Source organism: Pseudomonas linyingensis, from assembly GCF_900109175.1.
In the GTDB taxonomy this organism is placed as follows: Bacteria; Pseudomonadota; Gammaproteobacteria; order Pseudomonadales; family Pseudomonadaceae; genus Geopseudomonas; species Geopseudomonas linyingensis.
The window spans coordinates 1-12,025 of sequence record NZ_FNZE01000014.1 but is presented as its reverse complement, the minus strand read 5'-3'; the positions used below and the strand labels follow the sequence as shown (position 1 = coordinate 12,025).

Annotated in this window: 6 protein-coding genes and 1 riboswitch; all 6 genes read left to right on the top strand. The window is 66.3% G+C overall.

The genetic code is table 11. The features are described 5' to 3' along the window. Nucleotides 1–18: 18 nt before the first annotated feature. Complete coding sequence (betT, locus tag BMZ19_RS16205; protein ID WP_090312623.1) at nt 19–1,980, top strand: choline BCCT transporter BetT; 1,962 nt, start codon at nt 19–21, stop codon at nt 1,978–1,980. Nucleotides 1,981–2,066: 86 nt separating this feature from the next. Further along, complete coding sequence (gene rep, locus BMZ19_RS16200; protein ID WP_090312622.1) at nt 2,067–4,076, top strand: DNA helicase Rep; 2,010 nt, start codon at nt 2,067–2,069, stop codon at nt 4,074–4,076. Between the two features lie 461 nt (nt 4,077–4,537). Next, the gene (locus tag BMZ19_RS16195) at nt 4,538–6,655 is read left to right on the top strand and encodes a TonB-dependent receptor family protein (protein WP_090312621.1); all 2,118 of its coding nucleotides are present in this window, start codon (nt 4,538–4,540) and stop codon (nt 6,653–6,655) included. 69 nt (nt 6,656–6,724) lie between these two features. Further along, nucleotides 6,725–8,830, top strand: coding sequence for a TonB-dependent receptor (locus BMZ19_RS16190; RefSeq protein WP_090312620.1), 2,106 nt, complete (start codon nt 6,725–6,727; stop codon nt 8,828–8,830). Between the two features lie 149 nt (nt 8,831–8,979). After that, nucleotides 8,980–10,017: an RNA methyltransferase gene (locus BMZ19_RS16185; RefSeq protein ID WP_090312619.1), complete on the top strand. Its 1,038-nt coding sequence runs from the start codon at nt 8,980–8,982 to the stop codon at nt 10,015–10,017. A 401-nt stretch (nt 10,018–10,418) separates the two neighbouring features. Next, a riboswitch (cyclic di-GMP riboswitch) is annotated at nt 10,419–10,494 on the top strand. Nucleotides 10,495–10,596: 102 nt separating this feature from the next. Next, nucleotides 10,597–12,025 (top strand): hypothetical protein (locus BMZ19_RS16180; protein ID WP_090312618.1); only part of this gene is annotated, 1,429 nt, incomplete at its 3' end.

Below are 12,025 nucleotides of genomic sequence, written 5' to 3'. Positions count from 1 at the left end.
ACACGGAGAGCTTGCTCAATGGAAACATCCCCGCGCCCCGGCGCCACCCTCAACCCGCCGGTGTTCTTCACCTCGGTCCTGCTCATCCTGGCCCTGGTGGTTTTCGCCGTAGCCTTCCCGGACAGCGCCCAGAGCCTGTTCAGCTTCGTGCAGAGCTGGATCATCACCAACGCCAGCTGGTTCTACATCCTCGCCGTCGCCCTGATCCTGATCACCGTGGTGTTCCTCGCCGTCAGCCGCTACGGCGACATCAAGCTCGGCCCCGACCACAGCCGGCCGGACTACAGCAACACCACCTGGTTCGCCATGCTGTTCTCCGCCGGCATGGGCATCGGCCTGATGTTCTTCGGCGTCGCCGAGCCGGTGATGCACTTCGTCGCCCCGCCGATCGGCGAGCCGAACACCGTGCAGGCCGCGCGCGAGGCGATGAAGCTGACCTTCTTCCACTGGGGCCTGCACGCCTGGGCGATCTACGCCATGGTCGCGCTGATCCTCGCCTTCTTCTGCTACCGCCACGGCCTGCCGCTGACCCTGCGCTCGGCGCTCTACCCGCTGATCGGCGAGCGCATCCACGGTCCGATCGGCCACGCGGTGGACATCTTCGCCATCCTCGGCACCGTGTTCGGCGTGGCCACCTCGCTGGGCTATGGCGTGCTGCAGATCAACAGCGGCCTCAACCATCTGTTCGACCTGCCGGTCGGCACCTGGGTGCAGATCGGCCTGATCGTCGCGGTCACCACGCTGGCCACCCTGTCGGTGGTCACCGGCCTGGACAAGGGCATCCGCCGCCTGTCCGAGCTGAACCTGGCGCTGGCCGCCATTCTCCTCCTGCTGGTGCTGGTGCTCGGCCCCACCGTGTACCTGCTGCAGACCTTCGTGCAGAACACCGGCAGCTACCTGTCGGAGATCGTCAGCAAGACCTTCAACCTGTACGCCTACGAGCCGACCGACTGGCTCGGTGGCTGGACCCTGCTGTACTGGGGCTGGTGGATGTCCTGGTCCCCGTTCGTCGGCATGTTCATCGCCCGCGTGTCGCGCGGGCGGACCATCCGCCAGTTCGTCTGCGGCGTGCTGTTCGTCCCCGCCGGCTTCACCCTGCTGTGGATGACCGTGTTCGGCAACGGCGCCATCCACATGATCATGCAGCAGGGCCTGACCAGCCTGGCCGACACGGTTGGCCAGGACAGCTCGCTGGCGCTGTTCGCCTTCCTCGAGCAGTTCCCCTTCTCCTCGGTGCTGTCGCTGCTGGCGGTGCTGATGGTGGTGGTGTTCTTCGTCACCTCGGCAGACTCCGGCTCGCTGGTGGTCGACATGCTCGCCTCCGGCGGCAGCAACCACACCCCGCTGTGGCAACGGATCTTCTGGGCCAGCTCGATCGGCGTGGTGGCCATCGCCCTGCTGCTGGCCGACGGCCTCAGCGCCCTGCAGACCGCCACCATCGCCAGCGCGCTGCCGTTCTCGGTGATCCTGCTGGCCTCGATGTGGGGACTGCTCAAGGCCCTGCACCTGGACGCCACCAAGCGCGTGCTGCGCCACCAGACCTCAGGGCATACGCGCCAGGCGCGCAGCCCCGGCGGTTGGCAGCGGCGCCTGCGCAACATGGTGATGTTCCCGCGCCGCGCCCACGTCAACCGCTTCCTCGACGAGGTGGTGCAACCGGGTTGCCTGGCGGTGGCCGAGGAGCTGCGCAAGCAGGGCCTGAACGTCGAGGTGCAGAGCGGCGACGACCACCGCGTGCGCCTCGAGGTGCGCCACGGCACGGAAGTCGACTTCGTCTACGAGGTGCACCCGCGCGCCTACGTGCAACCGAGCTTCGTCATGCTCGAGGGCGACGAGGAACGCAAGTACTTCCGCGCCGAGGTGCACCTGCTCGAGGGCGGCCAGGACTACGACGTGATGGGCTGGTCACGCGACGAGGTGATCGACGACATCCTCGACCAGTACGAGCAGCACATGCACTTCCTGCACGTGGTGCGCTGAGGCTTTCCCCCGGTCACCCACCCATTCAGCGACCGGGCCAGCCTGCTAAACTGCCGCCTCCTTCGCAGCCAGACACCCCTGCCCGCATGTCCCGACTCAATCCCCGCCAGCAGGAAGCCGTCCACTACATCAGCGGCCCGCTGCTGGTGCTGGCCGGCGCCGGATCCGGCAAAACCAGCGTGATCACCCGCAAGATCGCCTACCTGATCCAGCAGTGCGGCATCCGCGCGCAAAACATCGTCGCGGTGACCTTCACCAACAAGGCCGCGCGCGAGATGAAGGAGCGCGTCTCCAGCCTGCTGCGCGGCGGCGAGGGCAAGGGCCTGACGGTGTCGACCTTCCACAACCTCGGCCTCAACATCATCCGCAAGGAGCACGCCCACCTCGGCTACAAGCCGGGCTTCTCGATCTTCGACGAGCAGGACGTCAAGGCGCTGCTCGCCGACATCATGCAGAAGGAGTACCAGGGCGACGACGGCGTCGACGAGATCAAGAACCTGATCGGCGCCTGGAAGAACGACCTGATCCTCCCCGAGCAGGCACTGGAGCAGGCGCGCAACCCGCGCGAGCAGACCGCCGCCATCGTCTACCTGCACTACCAGCGCACCCTCAAGGCCTACAACGCGGTCGACTTCGACGACCTGATCCTGCAGCCGGTCAAGCTGTTCCAGGACCACCCCGAGGTGCTGCAGAAGTGGCGCAACAAGGTGCGCTACATGCTGGTCGACGAATACCAGGACACCAACGCCAGCCAGTACCTGCTGGTCAAGCTGCTGGTGGCCGAGCGCGCGCAGTTCACCGTGGTCGGCGACGACGACCAGTCGATTTACGCCTGGCGCGGCGCGCGGCCGGAAAACCTCATGCTGCTCAAGGACGACTTCCCCAGCCTCAAGGTGGTGATGCTCGAGCAGAACTACCGCTCCACCAGCCGCATCCTCAAGTGCGCCAACGTGCTGATCGCCAACAACCCGCATGCGTTCGAGAAGCAGCTGTGGAGCGAGATGGGTCACGGCGACGAGATCCGCGTGATCCGCTGCAAGAACGAGGACGCCGAGTGCGAGCGCATCGCCATGGAGATCCTCACCCAGCACCTGCGCACCGACCGCCCGTACAGCGAGTTCGCCATCCTCTACCGCGGCAACTACCAGGCCAAGCTGATGGAGCTGAAACTGCAGCACCACCAGATTCCCTATCGCCTGTCCGGCGGCACCAGCTTCTTCGCCCGCCAGGAGGTGAAGGACCTGATGAGCTACTTCCGCCTGTTGGTCAACCCGGACGACGACAACGCCTTCCTGCGGGTGATCAACGTGCCGCGCCGCGAGATCGGCTCGACCACCCTGGAGAAGCTCGGCAACTACGCCACCGCGCGCAAGATCAGCATGTACGACGCCAGCGACGAGATCGGCCTGCGCGAGCACCTCGACGCCCGCTACTGCGAGCGCCTGGCGCGCTTCAAGCACTTCATCGACCGGGTGCGCCGCGAATGCGCGCAGGACGACCCCATCGCCGCCCTGCGCGGGATGATCGCCGACATCGACTACGAGAACTGGCTGCGCGAGAACAGCTCCACCGACAAGGCCGCCGACTACCGGATGAGCAACGTCTGGTTCCTCCTCGAGGCGCTGAAGAACACCCTGGAGAAGGACGAGGACGGCGACATGACCATCGAGCAGGCCATCGCCAAGCTGGTGCTGCGCGACATGCTCGAACGCCAGCAGGAGGAGGAAGACGGCGCCGAGGGCGTGCAGATGATGACCCTGCACGCCTCCAAGGGCCTGGAATTTCCCTGCGTGTTCATCATGGGCATGGAGGAGGAAATCCTCCCCCACCGCTCCAGCATCGAGGCCGACACCGTCGAGGAGGAACGCCGCCTGGCCTACGTCGGCATCACCCGCGCCAAGCGCAACCTAGCCATCACCTTCGCCGCCAAGCGCAAGCAGTACGGCGAGGTGATCGACTGCGCGCCGAGCCGCTTCCTCGACGAGCTGCCCCAGGAAGACCTGCAGTGGGAAGGCCTGGAGGACACCCCGGTGGAGGTCAAGGCGGTGCGCGGCAACAGCGCGCTGGCGGATATCCGGGCGATGCTCAAGCGCTGACGGTCCATCCGGCTCCACTCCAGTTACCGCTCCGGCTCCGATCCAAGCAGCTGCCCTGACTTGACCGCTGCACTGCCCTTGCACGATGCCGCCTGGCCGGACTTGACCGGCTGGGGCAGACAACCATCACGCCCCCTTCTACCCCTCTGCTTGTGCGGACGACTCCGTGTGAGTGCCATCGGGCTGAGCAGCGTCCGGCTTTACATCTTCCTTACATTTCGATAATAATTCTCATTAGATAAAGAGTTGCATTACCTAGTAAGCACTCCGCCCGGATCCTGAGCCGTCATTGCACAGGCGCAGGCCCAGCCTGCCCCTCCAGCCGATGGCCTGCCAGGCAATCCAGGCCGCTCTCCTGCCAACAACGATCAAGACACACCGCTTGCATGACCGGGGTTTGCTTCCGTTCGCCTCGAAAAAGACTGGATCGCCGGACCAACAATCAGGAGTTTCGCCCCACCATGAGCAAGACCACCCGCCAGATCGGCATGTCCCTCAGTCTGCTGGCCCTGGCAGTCGCCCAGGCGGCGTTCGCAGCCGAAAGCACCGCCGCTGCCACGGAGTCACCGGACCACGATCTCACCCTAGCCCCCTTCGTGATCGAGGGTGACGTGCTCGGCCGGGCCAGCGACGAGGAAGTGCGCACCTACGCCGGCAGCCGCAGCGTGGTCGAGGCGGAGGATCTCAAGAAGGCCAGCGTGCGCGGTCTGGACGATGCCCTGCAGCGGGTGCCGGGGGTGAAGATCTTCGACGAGACCGGCACCGGCGTGCTGCCGCAGCTGTCCGTGCGCGGCCTGTACGAGAGCCGCAGCGGCCGCGTTCAGGCACTGGCCGACGGCGTTCCGCTGGCCCTCGGCCCCTACGGGCAGACCAGCCTGTCGCTATTCCCGCAGACCCTGGCCACCGTCGAGCGCATCGACGTGGTGCGCGGCGGCGCCTCCGTGCAGTACGGCCCGAACAACGTCGGCGGGGTGATCAACTTCATCAGCCCGCCGATTCCCGAGCAGTGGGAAACCACCCTGCAGGAGCGCGTCACCTTCGCCCCCGGCGGTCGCCAGCTGTTCGACAGCTACATCGGCACCGGCGGCCGGATCACCGACAGTTTCGCCCTGCAGCTCGATCTCAACACCCTCGACGGCGAGTACGGCCGCGAGCACTCCGAGACCGCGGTACAGAACTACCGCCTGCGCGGCCAGTGGGACATCGACGAGGCGCGCAGCCTGAGCTTCGGCGTGCAGCGCTACATCGCCGACATGGACCTGGCCGGCGCCCTCAGCGTGGCCGACTACCGGGACGATCCGCGCCAGTCGACCCGCGACCTCGACCGCTTCGAGGGCGACACCGACCGCGTCTGGGCCACCTGGAACCAGTACCTCGGCAGCTTCGGCCCCTTCGACAGCGTGGAGTTCAGCTGGACCAACTTCGCCCACCACAGCTACCGCAACTTCATCGTCGGCCTGCCGTTCACCCCGGATGCCACGCCGACCACCCTGCAGGACGCACCGCGCGACTTCCGCGTCTGGGGCAGCGAGCCGCGCCTGAGCCTGTCCATCGACGGCGACACGGTCAGCCAGACCTGGGTGCTCGGCGCCCGCCTGGTCAAGGAGGACGTGGACTTCAAGGTCAACCGCGACAACCTGAACACCGGCGCCTTCAGCGTGTTCCGCGACTGGACCTTCGACGACCAGGGCGAAGCCGCCTACGTCAGCAACGCCATCGGCCTGCTCGACGGCCGCCTGACCATCACCCCCGGGGTGCGCTACGAGCATGCGACCATGGAGTACGAGGGCCGGGTCAACGGCGTGGCGCAGAAGCCGCAGGAGAAGACCGCCGAGGAATGGCTGCCGGGCCTCAGCGTCGGCTACGAGCTGAGCGACCAGTGGTTCCTCTACGCCGACGCCCAGCGCTCGCTGCGCATGCCGCAGATCACCTCGATCGTCTTCGACGGCGACGTGGCCGCCGAGCTGGCCTGGAACTACGAGACCGGCGTGCGCTTCAGCCCGAGCAACAACCTGCGCCTGGAAGCCGGCCTGTATCGCATCGATTTCAAGGATCAGATCGAATACAACGCGAGAACCACCCGCTTCGAGAACCTCGGCAGCACCCGTCACCAGGGCATCGAGACCCAGGTGTTCTGGACCCCCGAAACCCTGCCGCTGCTCGACCTGCACGCCAGCTACGCCTACCTGGAAGCCGAGCAGCACTCCGGCCAGTTCGCCGGCAACGAGGTGCCCTTCTCCTCCAAGCACCAGCTGGCGATCGACGGCCGCTACCGCTTCGCCGAGCACTGGACCTACAGCCTCGACGGCCTCTACGTGAGCAGCGCCTTCACCGACGCGGCCAACACCGAGGACGAGAACGCCAACGCCTCGGTCGGCAAGATCCCCGGCTACTGGCTGTGGAACACCGCCCTGGAGCGCGAGTTCAAGATGCAGGACGGCAGCCTGCTGACCGCCTCGGCCGGCGTCAGCAACCTGTTCGACCGCGAGTACTACTTCCGCGGCATCGACACCAGCCCGTGGGGCCGCCAGCCAGCACCGGGTCGCACCCTGACCGTGGGCGTCAATTACCGCTTCTAAGCAATCCCGTGCACCGTCCGACCCACCCGGTCGGGCGGTCATCAGTGTCAATCGATCTGGAGTTTCCACGTGTTCCGCAAAACCCGCCTCTGCCTCTCCATCTCCCTGGCCTTCATGGCCTTGCCCTGCGCCCCGGCTCTGGCCGAAGAGGTACTGGAGCTGGACACCCTGACCGTCAACGCCACCCGCGGCAAGAGCGAGGCCGGCAAGACGCCGCAGAAGATCACCGTGATCACCCGCAAGCAGATCGAGCAGCAACTGGCGATCACCTCGGACCACGGCCAGGTGCTGAGCAACCTGATCCCCTCCTACTCGCCCAGCCGCCAGAAGCTCAGCAACGCCGGGGAAACCTTCCGCGGCCGTGCGGCGCTGGTGATGATCGACGGCGTGCCGCAATCCACGCCGCTGCGCGCCGGCGGCCGCGACGGCTACACCATCGACCTGGAGATGGTCGAGCGCATCGAGGTGATCCACGGGGCCAGCGCCGAGCACGGCCTGGGCGCCACCGGCGGGATCATCAACTACGTCACCCGCCGCCCGCAGGGCGGCGCCGTGAAGCAGCACGCCGGCGTCAGCATGGAAGCCTCGGACGACTTCGACGGCGAGGGCATGGGCTACAAGCTGGACTACCGAGTCGAGGGCAACGAGGGCAACTGGGACTACCTGGCCGCCATCAGCGGCCAGACCCGCGGCATGTACTACGACGCCAATGGCGAGCTGATCGGCGTCGATGACACCCAGGGCGACATCATGGACTCCACCAGCACCGACCTGCTGGCGAAGCTCGGCTACTGGTTCGACTCCGACCGGAACCTGGAGCTGATGGTCAACCGCTTCGAACTCGAGGGCGAGCACGAGTACGTCAACGTGCCGGGCGACCGCGACGCCGGCATCCCGACCACCTCGCGCAAGGGCCAGCCGCCGGGCAAGGCGCCGCAGAACGAGGTGCTGGCCACCAGCCTGACCTACAGCGACACCAACCTGGCTGGCAACCAGCTCACCGCCCAGCTGTTCAGCCAGCGCTTCCGCGCCCGCTATGGCGGCAACATCCTGGCCAGCTTCCAGGATCCGGCGATTGCCCCGGTGGGCACCCTGTTCGACCAGTCGCAGAACGAGTCGGACAAGTACGGCGGCAAGCTCAGCCTCAGCCGCGACGACCTGTTCGACGGCACCCTCAAGCTCACCGGCGGCCTCGACTTCCTCCAGGACACCACCAGCCAGATGCTGATCGCCACCGACCGCGAGTGGGTGCCGGAGACCGTGTTCCAGAACCTCGCGCCCTTCCTCCAGGCCGAAGTGCGCGCCACCGAGCGCCTGACCCTGCACGGCGGCGTGCGCCACGAGTTCGCCGAACTGGAGGTCGACAGCTTCCGCACCATCGCCTCGGCGGGCGGCGTCAGCGTCGAGGGCGGCAAACCCGACTTCGAGGAAACCCTGTACAACGCCGGCCTGGTGTTCCAGGCCAACGATTGGGCACAGATCTTCGCCAACTATTCGGAAGGCTTCGGCATGCCCGACGTCGGCCGCGTGCTGCGCGGCATCAGCCAGCCCAACCAGAGCGTCGACAGCTTCCTCGACCTGCAGCCGATCGTCACCGACAACCGCGAGATCGGCCTGCGCCTGAACTGGCAGGACGTCGACTTCGAGATCAGCTACTTCGAGTCCGACTCCGACCTCGGCTCGCGCCTGCAGAACGTCGGCGGCATCTACCAGGTCCGCCGCGAGCGCACCGAGATCGACGGCGTCGAGGCCACCGCCGGCTGGCAGATCAACGACACCCATCGCCTGCAGGCCAGCTACGCCAAGCTCAACGGCGAGTCGGATACCGACGGCGACGGCAAGGTGGACACCGATCTGGACGGCGCCAACATCTCCCCGGATCGCTACGGTCTGAGCTGGCAGGCCAACTGGACCGACAAGCTGAACAGCCGCGTGCAGGCCAACCACTATGCCAGCCGCAGCTTCGACACCCCGGGTCTGGACTTCGACGGCTACAGCCTGGTGGACGCCTCGCTGGGCTACCAGCTGCCGGTCGGTGCGGTCAGCCTCGGCGTCGAGAACCTGCTCAATCGCGACTACATGACCTACTACGCCCAAGCGGCCAGCACCCGCGACGACCAGTTCTTCGCCGGTCGTGGTCGCACCTTCACCCTCGGCTACCAGGTCGACTTCTAAACCAGCCCAGCCCGAACAGCAGAGGGACAGTGCCGCTCTGTCCCTCTGCTCTTTCCTGAGACTTGCCGACGGCGACTGGCCTGGTCGCCGCCACCAGCCATCCGCGCCCCCTGCCGTCACCGCCGGCCCGATGGTAGGATGCGCGCCCTATGCGCATCCACGACCTCAACACCCGTCTTGCCGCCTGCGGCGCCCAGCCCTGCCACCGCGGACGGATATTGCGTGCCTGGCTGCACGGCCGGGCGCTGGACAGCGGGCCACGCAACCGCCCGGCCGAGGACTATTTCCCGCTCTCGGTGCGCGCGGCGCTGCCGGCGCTGAGCGAGGAAGTCGCCGGCCTGGCCCGGCTGCGCTCCGAGCATCCGGGTGCCGACGGCTCGGCGCGCCTCTTGGTCGAGCTGGCCGACGGGCAGATGGTGGAGAGCGTGCTGCTGCCGCGCGACGGCCTGTGCGTGTCGACCCAGGTCGGCTGCGCGGTGGGCTGCGTGTTCTGCATGACCGGCAAGAGCGGCCTGCTGCGCCAGGTCGGCAGCGCCGAGATCGTCGCCCAGGTGGCGCTGGCGCGGCGCTTCCGCGCGGTGAAGAAGGTGGTGTTCATGGGCATGGGCGAGCCGGCGCACAACCTCGACAACGTGCTGGAGGCCATCCACCTGCTCGGCACCGACGGCGGCATCGGCCACAAGAACCTGGTGTTCTCCACCGTCGGCGACCTGCGCGTGTTCGAGCGCCTGCCCCAGGAGCACGTCAAACCGGCGCTGGCGCTGTCGCTGCACACCACCCGCGCCGACCTGCGCCGCGAGCTGCTGCCGCGCGCGCCGCAGATCGATCCGGCGGAGCTGGTCGAACTGGGCGAGGCCTACGCGCGCACGGTCGGCTACCCGATCCAGTACCAGTGGACCCTGCTCAAGGGCATCAACGACAGCGTCGAGGAAATGGACGCCATCCTGCACCTGTTCAAGGGCAAGTACGCGGTGCTCAACCTGATCCCCTACAACAGCCTGGAAGGCGACGACTTCCAGCGCCCGGACGGCGAACGCATCGTGCAGATGGTGCGCTACCTGCACAGCCGCGGCGTGCTGACCAAGGTGCGCAACTCGGCCGGCCAGGACATCGACGGCGGCTGCGGCCAGCTGCGCGCGCGGGCCGAGGTGGTCAGGAGCCGCCGGCAGGCGCCGCAGGCGGACTGAGCCCTGGTTGCCCGGCAGGCAGCCGCCCTGCCTGACGGCGCAAGTATCCCCCGTACCCCGCCACGGCCTTCACGCCAGTCAGCAAGCACAGCAATACCGCCCCGCTCGCCCATCGTCATGGCACCACGCCCTGACCACGGCAGCTGTACAAATTCCATCCAGCAATATGAACAATGTCAAATCAGGATAGACAACGATTCGGCAGGCGGCGGATTTTCATCTACGGTATGGGATGTGATGCGCGTCACGTATTTTGCGCACATCTCCAAGGCATTCGATTTCAATGGTTGGCTTTGGACGGCCTGCTTTTGACGCACTCAGGTCGCTACGTGATTCCGCTGTTCGGCCTGGGTGCAGAGAGGTGTTGCCGAACGCTATTGCGTTGATGTCCGAATCCTTCGGAACGCCAAAGCCACACCCGCAGCAATGCGGGGCCGGAAAGCCCAGGGTCTTGCCCAAGACAGCCAGGTTGCCTACCTACCGAGCGTGACACCCACGCAATGCGGTCTGCAGAGATCAGGAATTCGCCACGAAGGTGGCGAGTACTCCTCTGGACCATATAGCGGTAGGAGTTTTCACATGGCCACTATCATTTTTGACACGACCCTGACCGACGACGTCACCCATGACGAAAGTCCGGGGCTACAGACCAGCAATGTCGCCACTACCACCGAAGACAACAACGACGACGACATACTGCTGAGCAGCATCGGCGCCCTGCTCACCACCCTCGACGGCCTGGGCGCACCGAGCACCGCCATCGGCGCGGCGCGCAACCAGGTCCTCACCTTTGTCGAAGGCGCCGATCCGGTGCTGAAGTTCCGGCTGTTCGACGGCGTCGACAGTGATGGCGGCGACCCTCTGCTGGACAGCGAGCTTACGACCCTGACCACGACCGCCGGCGATGACCCCATCACCCTGGTCAGGCTCAACGACACCACCATCTTCGGTTACGCCAACTATGGCGAGACGGGCGAGCGCGTCGCCTTCGCCCTGCATCTGGAGCCGATCGCCCCTACGGCCACCGATCCGGGTGGTGCCAACATCACCATAGTTCAGTACGAGGCGATCCACCATCCCACTGGTGGCGACTCCTATGACGAGGCGGTGGATCTGACCGGGCTGGTGTTCGTCGATGCCGTCCAGGACGTCGCCTTCGACGACTTCTCCACCGCCGCCGCCGGACAGAACCTCTGGAACTCGGTGACCGATACCACCTCGGGCATCCAGCTGCTGTTCACCGGTTTTCAGCTGGGTAGCGACACCGTCAACACCAGCGACTTCGCCATCGGCAGCAACAGCCAGTCGATCGTCATCGGCGACGGCATAGTGGTCGACTTCGTCAAGGGGCAGACCGCACCGACCCAGACCAGCGCTGATGACCTGGCCAACATCGACTTCAACGAGCGCGTGGAAGGCCCGAGCGGCGGCTTCACCCTGGTGCAGACCGGGGGCAACGCCGAGAACCGGGTCGGCGCCGAGGTCTTCGCCTACGACTCGAGTGAACTGGGCACGGCTTACCACGATGGCGTCATCAGCGGCGCCTCGCAGACCATCGTCGCCATTGAGGTATGGCTCGGCGACACCCTGGTCAGCGCCTGGACTCGTACAGACGGCACCGACCCCGACAGCATCGACGAAGATGTCACCTTCGCCATCAACGCCAGCAATGATGACGGGGTGATCATCGAAGGCCTGCTGGTGAACTACCGGGTCGAATTCTTTGTCGACATAGTGGACGGGGATGACACTGGCAAGCTCGATCGCTTCAGCGTGCAGAACGTCAGCGCAGGCGGTGCAGCCAACGACACCTTCGACCTCGGCGACATCCGACTCGGCGGGCAGGATGCCGACCAGACCGAAGTTGGCAGCCAAATCCGCTTCGAGGATGACGGACCGACCGCCGACGCCGCCCTCGGCACCGGATCGGTCAGCCACGACGAAACCGCCGGCCTCGACGCCGATGCCGACGACACCGACGATGCCGCCGTGGCGGCGCTGTTCGCCG